The organism is Bacteriovorax sp. PP10, assembly GCF_035013165.1.
Lineage (GTDB): Bacteria > Bdellovibrionota > Bacteriovoracia > Bacteriovoracales > Bacteriovoracaceae > Bacteriovorax > Bacteriovorax antarcticus.
In genome coordinates this window covers 1,326,178-1,339,899 of the sequence record NZ_JAYGJQ010000001.1, presented here as the reverse complement: position 1 = coordinate 1,339,899, position 13,722 = coordinate 1,326,178, and the positions used below count along the sequence as shown (strand labels likewise).

Annotated in this window: 19 protein-coding genes; 7 read left to right on the top strand and 12 right to left on the bottom strand. The window is 39.1% G+C overall.

The features are described 5' to 3' along the window. Positions 1-2 precede the first annotated feature (2 nt). Positions 3-644, bottom strand: a complete 642-nt coding sequence (locus tag SHI21_RS06575; protein ID WP_323575484.1) for a hypothetical protein — start codon at positions 642-644, stop codon at positions 3-5. A gap of 1 nt (position 645) precedes the next feature. Next, positions 646-1,077, bottom strand: coding sequence for a c-type cytochrome biogenesis protein CcmI/CycH (locus SHI21_RS06570; protein ID WP_323575483.1), 432 nt, complete (start codon positions 1,075-1,077; stop codon positions 646-648). Positions 1,078-1,138: 61 nt separating this feature from the next. Between SHI21_RS06570 and SHI21_RS06565 the strand changes: the two genes are divergently transcribed. Then, on the top strand, positions 1,139-1,921 hold the full coding sequence (locus tag SHI21_RS06565) for an NAD(P)-binding domain-containing protein (RefSeq protein WP_323575482.1): 783 nt from the start codon (positions 1,139-1,141) through the stop codon (positions 1,919-1,921). On the opposite strand, the gene SHI21_RS06560 is transcribed toward SHI21_RS06565, so the two are convergent. After that, entirely contained in the window at positions 1,893-2,528 is a 636-nt protein-coding gene (locus tag SHI21_RS06560) for a response regulator transcription factor (protein ID WP_323575481.1), read from the bottom strand. The two genes, SHI21_RS06565 and SHI21_RS06560, sit on opposite strands and share 29 nt — an antisense overlap. Before the next feature lie 193 nt (positions 2,529-2,721). On the opposite strand from SHI21_RS06560, the gene SHI21_RS06555 reads away from it, so the two are divergent. Continuing rightward, a complete protein-coding gene (locus SHI21_RS06555) occupies positions 2,722-3,450 on the top strand; it encodes a phosphatase PAP2 family protein (protein ID WP_323575480.1) in 729 nt (242 codons plus the stop codon). Between the two features lie 8 nt (positions 3,451-3,458). Here SHI21_RS06555 and serS read toward each other — a convergent pair whose 3' ends face one another. After that, the gene (gene serS / locus SHI21_RS06550) at positions 3,459-4,736 is read right to left on the bottom strand and encodes a serine--tRNA ligase (protein ID WP_323575479.1); all 1,278 of its coding nucleotides are present in this window, start codon (positions 4,734-4,736) and stop codon (positions 3,459-3,461) included. A gap of 80 nt (positions 4,737-4,816) precedes the next feature. Here serS and SHI21_RS06545 point away from each other — a divergent pair, with 80 nt between their 5' ends. Continuing rightward, the gene (locus SHI21_RS06545; RefSeq protein ID WP_323575478.1) at positions 4,817-5,032 is read left to right on the top strand and encodes a hypothetical protein; all 216 of its coding nucleotides are present in this window, start codon (positions 4,817-4,819) and stop codon (positions 5,030-5,032) included. Between the two features lie 85 nt (positions 5,033-5,117). Here SHI21_RS06545 and SHI21_RS06540 read toward each other — a convergent pair whose 3' ends face one another. Both SHI21_RS06540 and SHI21_RS06535 read right to left on the bottom strand, forming a co-directional pair. After that, complete coding sequence (locus SHI21_RS06540; RefSeq protein WP_323575477.1) at positions 5,118-6,131, bottom strand: cation diffusion facilitator family transporter; 1,014 nt, start codon at positions 6,129-6,131, stop codon at positions 5,118-5,120. 27 nt (positions 6,132-6,158) lie between these two features. Next, positions 6,159-6,521 carry a thiol-disulfide oxidoreductase DCC family protein gene (locus SHI21_RS06535; RefSeq protein WP_323575476.1) on the bottom strand — a complete coding sequence of 121 codons (363 nt, stop codon included), beginning with the start codon at positions 6,519-6,521 and terminating at the stop codon, positions 6,159-6,161. Positions 6,522-6,683: 162 nt separating this feature from the next. Here SHI21_RS06535 and SHI21_RS06530 point away from each other — a divergent pair, with 162 nt between their 5' ends. From SHI21_RS06530 to SHI21_RS06520, 3 genes are all read left to right on the top strand, one after another. Further along, on the top strand, positions 6,684-7,067 hold the full coding sequence (locus SHI21_RS06530) for a hypothetical protein (protein WP_323575475.1): 384 nt from the start codon (positions 6,684-6,686) through the stop codon (positions 7,065-7,067). 106 nt (positions 7,068-7,173) lie between these two features. Next, positions 7,174-8,445: a tyrosine--tRNA ligase gene (gene tyrS / locus SHI21_RS06525; protein ID WP_323575474.1), complete on the top strand. Its 1,272-nt coding sequence runs from the start codon at positions 7,174-7,176 to the stop codon at positions 8,443-8,445. 14 nt (positions 8,446-8,459) lie between these two features. After that, positions 8,460-8,969: a hypothetical protein gene (locus SHI21_RS06520; RefSeq protein ID WP_323575473.1), complete on the top strand. Its 510-nt coding sequence runs from the start codon at positions 8,460-8,462 to the stop codon at positions 8,967-8,969. Here the strand turns inward: SHI21_RS06520 and SHI21_RS06515 are convergent, their stop codons facing one another. Continuing rightward, the gene (locus SHI21_RS06515) at positions 8,970-9,689 is read right to left on the bottom strand and encodes a YceI family protein (RefSeq protein WP_323575472.1); all 720 of its coding nucleotides are present in this window, start codon (positions 9,687-9,689) and stop codon (positions 8,970-8,972) included. It abuts the gene before it with no gap. A gap of 14 nt (positions 9,690-9,703) precedes the next feature. Then, positions 9,704-10,183 carry a hypothetical protein gene (locus SHI21_RS06510; protein ID WP_323575471.1) on the bottom strand — a complete coding sequence of 160 codons (480 nt, stop codon included), beginning with the start codon at positions 10,181-10,183 and terminating at the stop codon, positions 9,704-9,706. Between the two features lie 315 nt (positions 10,184-10,498). On the opposite strand from SHI21_RS06510, the gene SHI21_RS06505 reads away from it, so the two are divergent. Further along, positions 10,499-11,041: a hypothetical protein gene (locus SHI21_RS06505; protein WP_323575470.1), complete on the top strand. Its 543-nt coding sequence runs from the start codon at positions 10,499-10,501 to the stop codon at positions 11,039-11,041. On the opposite strand, the gene SHI21_RS06500 is transcribed toward SHI21_RS06505, so the two are convergent. The 4 genes from SHI21_RS06500 to SHI21_RS06485 form a co-directional block, all read right to left on the bottom strand. Next, on the bottom strand, positions 11,038-12,486 hold the full coding sequence (locus SHI21_RS06500) for a sensor histidine kinase (RefSeq protein ID WP_323575469.1): 1,449 nt from the start codon (positions 12,484-12,486) through the stop codon (positions 11,038-11,040). The two genes, SHI21_RS06505 and SHI21_RS06500, sit on opposite strands and share 4 nt — an antisense overlap. Positions 12,487-12,488: 2 nt before the next feature. Further along, positions 12,489-13,157, bottom strand: a complete 669-nt coding sequence (locus SHI21_RS06495; protein WP_323575468.1) for a response regulator transcription factor — start codon at positions 13,155-13,157, stop codon at positions 12,489-12,491. A gap of 76 nt (positions 13,158-13,233) precedes the next feature. Next, positions 13,234-13,446 carry a hypothetical protein gene (locus SHI21_RS06490; protein WP_323575467.1) on the bottom strand — a complete coding sequence of 71 codons (213 nt, stop codon included), beginning with the start codon at positions 13,444-13,446 and terminating at the stop codon, positions 13,234-13,236. Between the two features lie 28 nt (positions 13,447-13,474). Further along, positions 13,475-13,708, bottom strand: coding sequence for a hypothetical protein (locus SHI21_RS06485; protein ID WP_323575466.1), 234 nt, complete (start codon positions 13,706-13,708; stop codon positions 13,475-13,477). Between the last annotated feature and the right edge of the window lie 14 nt (positions 13,709-13,722).

Sequence of the window (13,722 nt, the reverse complement as noted above, 5' to 3'; positions counted from 1 at the left end):
TTTTAAATTTCGAAAAGTGGAAATGAGAAAATCTGACCTTGATGATACCAAAATTCGCCAAAATTTTCGATTAAAAGAATTTGGTTGTCTACTTTTAGCGCGTTAAAGAAAGCGTCATCGTAAGTTGTGCGAACACTTTCACCGCTCATCCATGCTCTAAAGTCTTTCATGATGATCTTAGTATGCAAATCTATTGGAGAACGCTTGAGAGCTTGTCTTACAAAAGGATTTCGCTCAGCTATTTCGATACGACTCAAATAAAAATCGATCTGACCTTTGTAGCGGTAAACTTTGTTGGTTTTAAGCTCAGTAAGAATGTTTGCAACATCAGTAAGTTGAAAAGTGATCTTCTTTTTACTTTCGTAATCCCCTTTCATTTTCTGCATCAATTGATCGTTATATCCTTCAGGATCAAAACAAAAGAGAAAAGCTTTCGTTACTAGATCGATAGTCGTATGAAATGCAGGATTGTAAGCGCGGGGTTTAAGAGAGAGTCCGTAGAGATAAAACTCTTTGATATTTGCGAGAGTTAAATCATCTTTTACTTTTTTCAAGGCGACAGATAATTTATTATCCATCGCCTCGTCGCCGGTTCCCCACTCTTCTTTATTTGGAAATAGTGAATAGTCAGGAACCGTACTCATATTATTTTAATTCTACGTTTAGTTCGATATTAAGATTTTTATTTCCTAAATCAGCAGATGGAAACTTTGGATCCATTCCTTCGATTGCTCCAGACTTATTTAGAGCATTTCCGTCTGGTGAAAAACGAGCGATCACATGAAGTGGACCTTTAAACTCTGATCCTGGGATCATAACGTTTTTTTGAGTGATCACGAACGCTTGAGGGAAAGTCGGGTTGGCAATTTTAATAACTGCTACTGGTGGAGTTCTGTCATTCGGGCCAGAGTCAGGGCCTGCTTGTTTAGCGAAAACATAAAGCACACCATTTTTTGTGATCTTTTTTTCAAGACCTTTTTTTAGAGTTACAAGCCCACCCACTTTTGGATCAGTGTATGCATTTGCATTTGTAGCGATAAAAAGAGATACCATTATTGTCACAAAAATATTTTTCATTCAAAAACTCCTATAGGATTTAAATTTGCTCAATGATAATATGAAGACTGGAGCTAATCAAATGAAGAAAGAAGTTTTATCGTTAATTGGGTGCGGATGGTTAGGAAAAGCGCTGGCGCTGGATCTACAAAGATCCGGTCATAATATTATCGCCACAACTGCCCATGATAAAAGTGCTGAATTTGCTGAGGACGATGTTCCTTACATTCAATTCGATGCGGCCCTCGATCTTGCTCCGGAAAGTATCAAAAATTCCGGTGTCTTAATTTACATGGTGCCACCTTTAGGCGTGAGTCACGTAAAACATTTCTTTGATCAAATCCCTTCTGATAAAAAAATTATCTTTATCAGCTCAATTTCTGTTTATGGAAAAAACCTTGGTAACCTTAATGAGGAAGCTGAACATCATGTTTGTTCAACAGGCTCTCCTCTTTTACTTGAAACTGAAAATTATATTAAAAATAGATTCTCGCATGCGACGATTTTAAGACTGGGCGGACTTTATGGATATAGACGCCATCCCTCTTATAACTTGCAAGGAAAAACTGAACTCACAGGTGGACATGCCTTCCTTCACCTGGTTCATCGAGATGACTGCATTAAGGCCATCACAACAGTCCTTAACACGTCTGTATGGGGTGAAACTTTTAATATCGTAAGTGATGTGAAATTTAGAAAGAGTGAATACTATTCAATGATGGCCACGAAATTAAATGTCGCTCCACCTCAATACCTTCATTACGAAAAAAGCATGAAAGAGACAGTCATCTCTAATATTAAATCTAAAATGAAATTGGGAATGACTTACTTAGATCCTAGCGAATTTTGTACATTTTCTGAGTAACTTCTAAATCGACATACTCAGTTCTTGCGGTAATTCTCTCAATCTCTTTTACGATATTTGTCACTCTTTGTAGCGACTCAGCGATTTTATCAAAGTACTCAAGGCTTTGCTCTTTTTTTGCCTTTCTTAAAAGGCCAAAAGCAATCGTTAGCGGATTATTAATTTCATGGTTGTAAGTTGCAATTAAAGTGTTGAGTGCTTCAACTTCTTTTTTCTCCATTGCATCTCTATAGTTTCGAACGGCATTGATCTGAGCGTTGATTCGCGCTTCAGCGATATCAATGTTCACTGGCTTTTGAATATAATCGTTGGCCCCAAACTTTAGAGACTCAACAATATCCTCTGCTTCATTTTTTGCTGTCGCCATAATGATGGGGATATCAATCGATGAATACACTGAACGGATAGACTGCAGTAACTGAATACCACTCATCTCAGGCATCACAATATCAAGCATAATAAGATCAGGAGTATCGAACTGAAGCGACTCCAGACACTCTCTACCCGAACCAACACAAACAACCGTAAAGCCGCGTTTGCTTAGTCTCTGCGATAATATTCTTGATGTAATTTGATCGTCATCAACGATCATAATTTTGATATCCATGCTTTTATTATCGGTGCAAGTTAGACAAAATTTATGATATTTTTTGTTTATGTTAGGGAATCTTCACAAGTAATTTGTTTTGGTCAGTGAAATTAGTCAGATAGTGCACATAAAATCTGGTGCGATCAATATCTTATATTGCAAAAAATGCCTTAGAGAATAAACTGTAATCTAACTTATAAGGACTTACTTAATGAAGCTATTTACTCTCTTAATGCTCACGTTTAGTTCAACGACTTTTGCTTGGGATACAAGCGACCTTAAAACAGAGGCCCTCTCACCGGTAACCACCAGTGCACGCAATGTTCTCTATGTTGGTGGTGCCCTTACTCTTGGTGTTTTAATTTTTGAAGACTCTATTGTCGACTACACTCAAAAAGATTTGAGTAACGATAAACCGCTGGGAAGCTTGTCTAAGTTTGGCGATCTTGCCGGACAACTTGTTCCCAATGCTCTTTACGCTATTGGGATGTCCCTTGCAGGCGTCAATGGAGACCCTAAAGGATACACTCGTGCCATCGGAATGCTTAAGGCCTCGGCTTATGCGGCCACTCTAACGACAGGACTAAAATATGCCATTAGAGAGCCTCGTCCGGGAAAAACCAATGAGAGGAATTCATTCCCATCAGGACACGCGACAACGGCCTTTGCTTTTAGTGGATACGTTCTTGAAGAGCACGGTTGGAAATGGGGTGCTCCTGCTTTAGTGCTTTCATCATTTGTTGCTGCAAGCAGAATCAACGACAACCGCCATTATCTTCACGACGTTCTTGCTGGAGCGACTATTGGTATGGCCTATGGAATTGGGATATCGAAAGTAGATAAGAAAAAAGCAGATGGCGCGGAAGAAAAAGAGGCCCTTACAATAGTCCCTATTTTTGATTGGGATACGAAGGGCCTTGCACTTATTTACGATTTCTAATTAGTTTTTTATTCTTCTTTCTTACCAATAAACTTTCTTCCATCCATGTATGGTTGAAGTTTAGCTGGGATCTTAATTGAGCCATCAGCTTGCTGGTGGTTTTCTAAAAATGGCACCAGGATTCTTGGAGTCGCAATCGCAGTGTTATTTAACGTGTGAACGAATTGAACTTTGTTCTCCCCGTCTCTGTATCTTGTCTGAGTACGACGAGCTTGCCAATCGTGTAGTGCTGAACAGCTGTGTGTCTCTCTGTATTTTTCTTCTGATGGAACCCATGCTTCAACATCGTACATACGAACTTTTCCAGTTCCCATATCTCCCGTACAGCATTCTACAATTCTATATGGAAGTTCTAAGTCCTGAACGATTTCTTCTGATGTTTCAAGAAGCTTCTGGTGCCACTTCTCTGATTCACCTGGGTCATTTTTACAAATAACAAATTGCTCTACTTTCATGAATTGGTGAACGCGGATTAAACCACGAACGTCACGTCCGTATGATCCTGCTTCACTTCTAAAACATGGTGAGTATCCTGCGTATAAAATAGGCAACTCAGACTCTTTTAAAATTTCATTTGCATGAAGTGAGTTGATTTGAACTTCAGCAGTTCCTGCAAGATAAAGATTATGTTCTGGAATGAAATAGGCCTGGTCTCTTCCTGCCGGGAAGTGTCCTGTTCCGTATAAAGCTTCTTCACGAGCGAATGCTGGAACTGAAACAAGGTTAAAACCTTTCTTCATTAATTTATCCATGGCCATTCTATGCATCGCCATTTCAACTAAAACCATTTCATTTCTAAGAGAGTATGAACGCGAACCAGAAACTTTTGCGATTCGCTCAAAGTCTGCCCAGTTATTTTTTTCAAGTAGAGCTACGTGATCAAGAGGCTTGAAATCAAATTTCGGTAGGACTCCGTGTTTTTTTATTTCAACGTTGTCACTATCGTCTTTTCCAACCGGTGCTTTTGGAGAAGGAATTTGTGGAGTGATCCACAGAAGGTTTTGAAGTTCTGCTTCAACGATTTCAGCGCGAGGCTTAATAGCTTTGGCCTTTTCATCAAGGGCCTTACTCTCAGCAATAAGAGTTGGGCGCTCCTCAGCAGAAGCCTTGGGAATCTTCGCTGTTAGTGCGTTTTTTTGAGCTAAAAGGTTTTGTTCCTCAGTTTTGAGCCCTACTAGCTCTTTATCCAGTGCAAGTAGTTGGTCAATATCTAGAGTAATGTTCTTTAATTTGCAGGCATTCTTCACAATGTCAGAATTTTCTCTGATGAATTTAATATCTAGCATGGTTATCCCTTGTTATAATAAGCACTCCTATAATGCCATAAAGATGGCATTTATTGTATAGGAAAACGCAAGGATTAGTCATGGCCCGTTGTAAATTTTGTAGCAGAGAAATCACTTGGATGAAAGAAGGCGGAAGAAACCGTCCGGTCGATGGTGATGGTGGAATCCACTCGTGCGAAGAAATGAAAAATTCGATGAAATCGATTAAGTCGATTGAGAAGACGGAACTTGATTCTGATATTTTAAAGCAGTATGAGATGGCGATTAATACAAAAGTTGCTGGCCTTAAAAAGTAGTCCGTTTAGCCGATAAACTCTTCGAAAAACTTTAGACTCTTTATATTTTTATAAGTCGTAAAAATGCAGCTGCGGCTGCATTTTTTTATCGGCTTTCTATCGGCGACGTCACTTCTTCCATATTATCTAACGAAATCCTCTTAATAAAATCCTTCTTTCTGATAGGACAGTCTTTCACTTCGCAATTTTCACAGTAAACTCTCCTGCACGGATCAAGATGAATTCGCAATTCAGCTTCAACCGGATAGTCTTTCAAAAAACTCATATCGAAATTATCACTAAAATAATGAGCTTCAGACACAGTCCAAAATTCAGGAATCACCATGTGACAGTCGATATGATGGAAGCTCCCGCTTCGAATCACTCTCGTGTAATGAATATCAATCACACCCGGTCTATAGTTCTTCTCAAAAAGTTTAGCGACAACCTGCAAAGTTTCTTTATCCAATCCATCCATCAAAACATAACCAGAACGAATAAGAATTTTTGCTCCCGAGATACAAAGCATAAATCCAAAAATAATCGCAATCACCGGGTCAATCCACATGTAACCTGTAAACTTCACCAATACTAAACTGATGACAACACCAATACTCGTCATCATGTCTGTCATCAAGTGCGTTCCACTCGATCTCAATGCTTCCGAATGCAACTTCTTCCCTCGAATCAAAATGATATAACCCATCAGTCCGTTGGCAACACCTGTTCCAACAGTAATCAGTAATCCCATATCAAGTTCAGTGACAATCTCGCCGCGATAATAAACTTCAACGGCCTTTAAAATAATTAAAAGCCCTGCAAATAAAATCGCCCCACCTTCAAAACTCGCGGCCATACTTTCGACTTTTCCATGTCCATAAGGATGGTCATCGTCAGCAGGTTTTGCAGCAACAACAATAACGATCAAAGTGATAATGCCGGCAACAATGTTGACGATACTTTCCAGAGCATCAGAATAAATAGATTGGGAATTCGTAATTTTGTAGGCGTAGAATTTAAAAAATAAAAGTACAATTCCTACAATAAGCGAGATCACTGGAATCCAGATTTTTTCTTTATCGCCGCGTGAATTGTGAGGATGACTTTTTGATACTTCCATTAAAAGGATTATAACAAAGAATGTCTCTTATTTCAAAAAACGTTCATCTTTCGATAGTATGATACATGAAACTTTTTTTCGTTGATCCGCAATTAAGTCGTAGATCTTATCTCTTAGTTTCAGAGGGATAATTCTAAGGAGCATAGCTAGTTTTTTTATACCACCTAAGCTTCTACAAACTTCGATAATGGCCTCGCTCTTCACAGAGATTTGCTCACGGTTATAAAACACCACCGTCGTAAGATCGCTACTGCCTTTAAAAAATTGTTTATAGGTCTGACCGTTTAATGGTGCAAAGATAAGTTCTTTCTTGTTATCAATTTTAGCAAGGAAAGAGACAGACCTCTGACATAACCCACACTGCCCGTCGTAAAACACTATTTTATCCATATTTATCGCCTCTCCCCAATCTTGGCATCCCTACTGCAATATGACTAGGTAGAGAGTCTTCACCCAATAGAAAAATCAACTCTTATGGGAGTAATAGAAGGACTTAAGCTGTCTTATTTTTAAACAGCTGTTGGTTTTATAAGCAGTATGCTTGGAGTTTTTATGAAGTTTTTAATCGTCCTTTCTATCCTAGTTACCACACCAGCTTTCGCTCAAAAGGCGAATCTTGCAGACGTGAAAGAAGGAAAACTACAGGCGGTTGAAGCAATGTGGTTGCAGGATCTGGAACAAGGTCTGAATGTTAAACAACAAAAGGCCATGGCCCTTATCAGCCTGGTTGCCACTAAAATGAATAATGCATCCGACGAAAACCGTCGTGAAGAAGCGGAATACGCTCATGTCGGCTTCGCGGCCCGTTTCCAAAATATCAGAGAAGATCGCGCAGAACTAGCGACGAAAGAAATCAAGCTGGACTACGCCGGGATTCAAAATTACTCTAAGCGTTTAGACTCGCTAATTAGCGATCTACAAGCATTTCTCAAATAAAAAAAGTTCAAATAACTCAATAATATAGAGAATCACCTTCGCGAGGATTCTCTTATCGCCATTTTTCTGTCATAATTCTTCTATTCATTTCAAAGGAAAATATCTCATGAATTTTTACGAAGAATTAGAAAGTCGCGGCCTGATCGCTGATGTTTCAAACCCTGAAATCAAAGAAATCTTAAATACAAAGAAAATCTCTTTTTATATTGGTTATGATCCAACAGCAAAGTCTCTTCAAATCGGAAACCTGTTTGCTATCATCACGATGAAGCGCTTTCAAGATGCTGGTCACAGGCCTTACGTTCTTCTAGGTGGTGCAACGGGAATGATCGGTGACCCTTCAGGAAAAAGTACTGAAAGAGTTTTACTTACTGAAGAAGTGATTAAAGAAAATATTGAAGCTCAAAAAAAGCAATTCCAACGAATTTTAAAATTCGATGGACCAAATCCTGCGATCATGGTGAATAACTATGATTGGATGGGAAAATTCTCATTCCTTGAATTTCTAAGAGACGTTGGAAAGAGATTTAGAATTTCTGACATGATTGCTAAAGACTCTGTGAAAAAGAGACTCGAATCAGAAGTGGGATTAAGCTTTACAGAATTTTGCTACCAAATGCTTCAGGCCTACGACTTCCGTCACCTTGCTCTTCACAACGACGTTATCCTGCAAATGGGTGGCGGTGATCAATGGGGTAACATCACAGCTGGTATCGACTACACTCGTAAAATGGACTCACGTCAGGTTTACGGGATTGTTATTCCACTAGTGACTGATGCTAACGGAAATAAATTCGGAAAGTCAGAAGGTGGAACAGCGATCTATCTTGACCCGGAAATGACATCTCCATACCAGATGTACCAATACCTACTTAACAGTGATGACACTTCTGTTGTGAAGTACTTAAAGTATTTTACATTTTTAAGCCTGGATCAAATTGCTGTGCTTGAAGAAAAAACTAAAACTGAAGCGCACATGAGAGAAGCACAAAAAACTCTTGCCGCTGAAGTTGTAAAACTTGTTCACGGAGAAGAAGGATTGAATGCTGCCCTATCAGCAACAAAAATTTTCTTCGGTGAGAAGATCACGAACCTAAAAGATAAAGACCTGATTGCCATCTTCAAAGATGTTCCATCAGTTGAATTAAAACGCTCTGACCTTCAAGCTGGAATCCCGTATTTAGATATGCTAGCTGCCACTCCTCTATTTGGAAGTAAGGGCGAAGCAAAACGCTCTGTAGAACAAAAGGGTGTGTACTTAAATAACGATACTGTTCCTGAAATGATGGCCGTGATGAATGAATCTCACCTGGCCTCTGAAACATGTCTGGTTATTAGAAAAGGTAAAAAGAATTATTGTGTTGTTAAATTTGCTTAAGGAGTAAGTAACAAATGAAAAGGATTTTATTAACAGCTCTACTATTGCTTGGATCAACAGTCGCTAAAGCAGACCTGATGTTTGACATGTCAGTCTTCTACGATTCGACGACTGTAGACAAAACTGACTACACAAAAAAAGAAGGACACCTTTTTATTGCTATGCCTGTAGCAGTTAAAGAGCAACTTTATCTTGGACCCAACTTTATTGTGACAGATAACCAGTCGACTGGTGGCGGAGTGGGAACAACTGAAATTGGTCCACGTATTAATTATTACTTCAATCAAGACAAGACTTTTTTAGTGGCACTGGCATGGCATCCATACGTGAAATTCGATGGATCAAGTGATACAGGACATAGCTACATTGCAGGTCTTGGTTATGAAATGAAAGTGAACACAAACTTCTTTATCGGAGCAAGTATTGTGTACCACTCGATCACTCAATCGAATGAAACGACTAACGTAGACGTTACAACATCTACAGTCAGACCAATGATTAATTTCTCTTTCCGTTTTAAATAATTATTTCTTCGGCGCTGACTGATCTTTTGGATCTGTTGGCGTCGTAAGTTTCTTGATCTTCCCCGTCTTTAAGTCATGTCTTTCAACAATCCCCTTCGTCGATGGAATCATATGAGTTGAAAAAGGCGTTTTATCACCAATCTTTTGTGCTTGAACGATGATCGTTAATCTCACCATATCACCCAGTAAGTATCCGCCTGTATCAACTTGTTTGTTCCAAACAATACCAAAGTCTTTGCGATTCACTTCTCCTGTCATTTCTAAGAAGTAGCTATCTTTCCCCCAAGGGTCTTTTCCTTTACCTTTATAAACGCCCGTAAGCACCAATGGTTTCGTAATTCCTCTTAGAGTCACATCACCTTTTACTTCGAATTTTTTAGCATCTGAAATTGTCACAGGGCCTGCTGCTTTGAAAATGATATCAGGGTAAACAGCGGCGTATAAAAACTCATGACCTTTCACATGGAAGTCTCTTTTCGTATCATTCGTGTCAACAGTGTCACTTGTCACTTCAACTCTGATATTTGAAAGTTGATTTTCTTTATCATTGATTTCAAAAAAGCCATGGTAGCCTTTGAATTGCCCTTCTACTTTTGTCATCATCATATAATCAACATCAAAAGAGACACGAGAGTGCTCTCTAACGATCTCAAGAGTCGTTGCATGCGATGCCGTTGATAAGGCGATAGCAAGAGCAAGTAGTAGTAATAAGTATTTCATATTGGGCCCCTTAATTATTTTTTAGGAATCTTGATAACGATCTTGTCTTTTTCATTGATGACTTCTGCTTTGTCGCCATCCAGACCTGGATCAATTGAGAACATTCTTTCAGATGAAGTTTCAACCAACGTATCACCAGATGATTTTTGGTCTTCACTGATTTTAATCATACCATCTTTGACTTCAACATTGAGTCTATGTTCAACCCCATTGATTGTTTTTTGTGGGATATCATAATAAACATTGTCGTCGTCTTCACGCTTTGAAACATCTCCCATAGCGCTGGCACGTGCTTCTGCTCTTTCCTTACTTAAACGATTAATCGTATCCATCATGCTGGTATGATCAAAGTCATCAATATCGACGGGAAAGCGCTCGTCATTAGTGGCGATCATAGGCGCCCCTCTGACTTTTGTCAGCAGATGATTGGTAAAAAAACCAATGCAAAAAAAAATAACAGCGATAAAGAGTTTAGTATTCAATAGGCGTTTCATATTTAGAAATTATAGAGATAAAAATAGGAAAAAAAAAGAGAAACGAGGCCCTTCTTTTTCTCTATATAAATGGATAAATAGGATACTAATTAAGGTTATTGAGAGACTAGGCCTAATTTAAGGCCCCGTCCCCGCCATATGCTGCTCTTTTCTAAAATCCAGGTCATTTACCACAAAATGAGGCGTAAATAAAAAGCTCCTACGTCCAATAAATGCTCAAAACTGCAAGACCCCCTCAACTTTTTCTCAGCTTTTTAAAAACTGCACCGAAAGGGTTTATTATTAGGGAACTCCCCCTTCTACAAGGACTCATCGATGCAAAAGTCTCATAACTTCAAAGGTAAAATTTTGTTTTCGCCTGAAGCTAAGTCTATGAAGAAAACGCTGATGAACTATAGCACTGAACCCCTTGAAGCAGGTTTTGACCAGACGATGATGTCGTCATTTGATTTCCTGAATTTCTCACCGGAAGAAAAAAAGCAATTATCAACTCGCCACAGACGAGTGCTAAATCATTACCGTCAAATCAGTCCATTTACTTTGAACGCGGATGCGAAAGCTTTGATTGATCAGATCGTTAAATGCAAGAGTGATACGTTAGTCATTGAAGCTCACGACTATGGCGCTTACATTTGCCTTGCTGCTTTATACTCAGGAAAATTACCTGAAAGTAAAAAAATCGAGTTTCATTTTGAAGGCTCACCTCTGGCACTATTTCCAAAATCACTTTTAAAGAACTCTCCTAAAAGCTTCGATCACAAAATTGTGTTCAGAGTTTCAGAAAACTCATGGCTAAGCCCATTTTCAACGTTGTATTCAAATGACCAGATTAAGTGCTTTTACTTAAAGGCCGCTTAAGATAATTTTTGGTTATTAATTTCGAAGTAAAACTTTGATCCACGACCGACATTTTTTTCGGCCCAGATTTTAGCGTTTAATGAATCGGCCACAACTTTACAGATTGCAAGCCCTAGCCCGCTTCCCTGTGCTTTCGTCGCTGTTCTTTGCAGGCGATAAAATCTCTCGAAGATTTTCTCCAGGCTATCGCACTCTATTCCGTCCCCTTCATCCGACACCGTTACAACCAGAGATCCAGGTTTATGAATCCCAACCACTTCGACAGTTGAATGCTCCGGCGAGTACTTGATGGCATTTTCAATCAGGTTATAAAATAAAACTCCGGCCAGGTCGCGGTCACACATAATAGTGAGTTCTTCTTCTGTAGCATTGTAAAAAGAATCAAAATTAATCTGTAGAGAAATGTTTTTCATCACGGCCAGTTTTGATAAACGTGAAACCTGTGAAATGACAATTTCATCCAGGCGATTTGGTGAGAATGTTAAACTAATTGTCCCGCTATCTACGCGGGCAAGAATTAAAAGATTGTTTGTCAGCTTGATTAAGAAGTTTACTTCCTGAGAGACACTTTCAATCATCGCATTCGTTTCGACTTCACTTCTTTTTTCTGATTTAAAAACTTCCAATTCACCTTTCATAATAGTCAGTGGTGTTTTGAGCTGATGAGAAGCATCCTGAATAAAGCGCTCTTGAGCACTGAAGGTTTCATCCAGACGACTTAAAAGATGGTTGATGGTGTCTGCAAGCTGCCAGATCTCATCCTTACTTTGGGGAACAGGAACACGCTCTTCCAGGTTAGAGACTTCAATTATTTTTGTCTTATTAATAATCTCCATCATAGGCGACAGCGCTCGTCTCACAAAAAAGTATCCGATAAGCAGCGAGATAAATAACATCACCGGAACACTGATATAGAAAAATTTAATCAGGTTGCGGTTAATGATTAAGAAGTCTGTTTCTGGAACTGAGATCTGCAGGATTAACGGAGTGTCTTTATGAAGCACCGGAAGAAGATAGTTAATCACTCGGTGAGGAGTTTTCTCAAAAACCATCGTTGAAAAACTTGCACCTTGTTTTAAGACACGTGCCACGACGTTTTCAGTCAAAGGCGAAAATTGTGATTCATGTAAATGCGGGCGCGTTTCAATAATGTGCCCGTTAATATCCAATACTGATATAAAACTATTTTTCAGTGTAAAGGGCAGGATTTTTTCATTGAGCTTTAAAATATTTGAATCGAATTCAACATCACCAAATTTATCGATGTCTAAAGACTCGGCCACATCGACTGCGTAGTTGTAAAGACTGGTATCGAACTCGGCAATCTGAATTTTTGAGAATTGTGTATAAAGAATATAGCAAAAACCAGAAAGCATTCCGGTAAAGATGAGACCAAACAAAAGTGAGAGTCTCAGTTTCAGACTGATTTTTTGCAATAGGAACATAATTAATCTTTTAAGATGTAACCAAATCCAACCATGGTATGGATCATTTTTTTATCAAATGGCGAATCAATTTTCTTTCTTAACATGTTGATATAAACGTCGATGATATTTGTATTGGTATCGAAGTTAACATCCCAAACGTGTTCACTGATTTCGATGCGGGTAATAGGACGCCCGGGATTTCTCATGAAGTATTCTAAAAGTGAAAATTCTTTAGCAGTCAGATTCACTTCAGTTTGAGCACGCACCACTCTTCTTTGAACCAAATCCAGTTCAATATCACCAAAGCGAAGTTTTGAACTTTCACTTCCGTGGTTGCGGCGAAGAAGTGCACGAATGCGGGCCAGGAGTTCTTCGAACTCAAAAGGCTTCGTCAGATAGTCATCTGCTCCAGAATCAAGGCCATGAATTTTATCTTTGGTTGTAGCGAGTGCCGTTAACATTAAAATCGGCATACGGAATCCGTCGCGTCTTAAATGTCTTGCGGTATCCATTCCATTTTGATCGGGAAGATTGACGTCTAGGACGACCAGGTCGTATTCGGTTTCAACAGTCATACTCTCTGCACCCATTCCGGTTTCAGATATATCGACCATGTACCCTTGGGCAACTAGACCTTTTTTGATAAAACTTGCCATTTTCGGCTGATCTTCGACTATTAATATTCTCATAGGTGAAGTCATTATAGAGATATAAAAAGGGGAACTCAATGAGTTCCCCTACAATTATCTTAAATTTCTTTAAAGACTATTTGTGAGCTGGAGCTGGAGCAGCAGCTGGAGCAGAAGCTTCCATAGCTGGAGCTTTCATTTTTTCAGTTACGCAAGCTTCCATAGCTTTTTTATCTTTTGAGTGTTCTTTGCAAGCTTCCATTGCAGCTTTGTGAGCAGCATCTTTGTGGTCAGCAGCAAATGAAGAAACAGAAACAAGTGCCATAGCGATTACTAATAAAGATTTCATAAAACTCCCTAGGTTAGGTAGAAGCAAACTATTTCGCTTCTTTTTGATAATCTACAATACAATCAGTTAATTTTTTTCCCTTAAGCTCTTCGCTCTTTTTGAGGCATTCCTCTTTAGCTTTGCGATAGGCCTTGGTACTCTTAGTTACCTTTGCACTTTTCTTTGCTGCCGCATCAGCTCCGGGGAAAGCTCTCTGAGAAGTATCCTCAGCAGCCGCCATGGCCAAAAAAACGGTAAAAAGTAAGATGCACAACGTTTTCATGTACCAAGTATCGG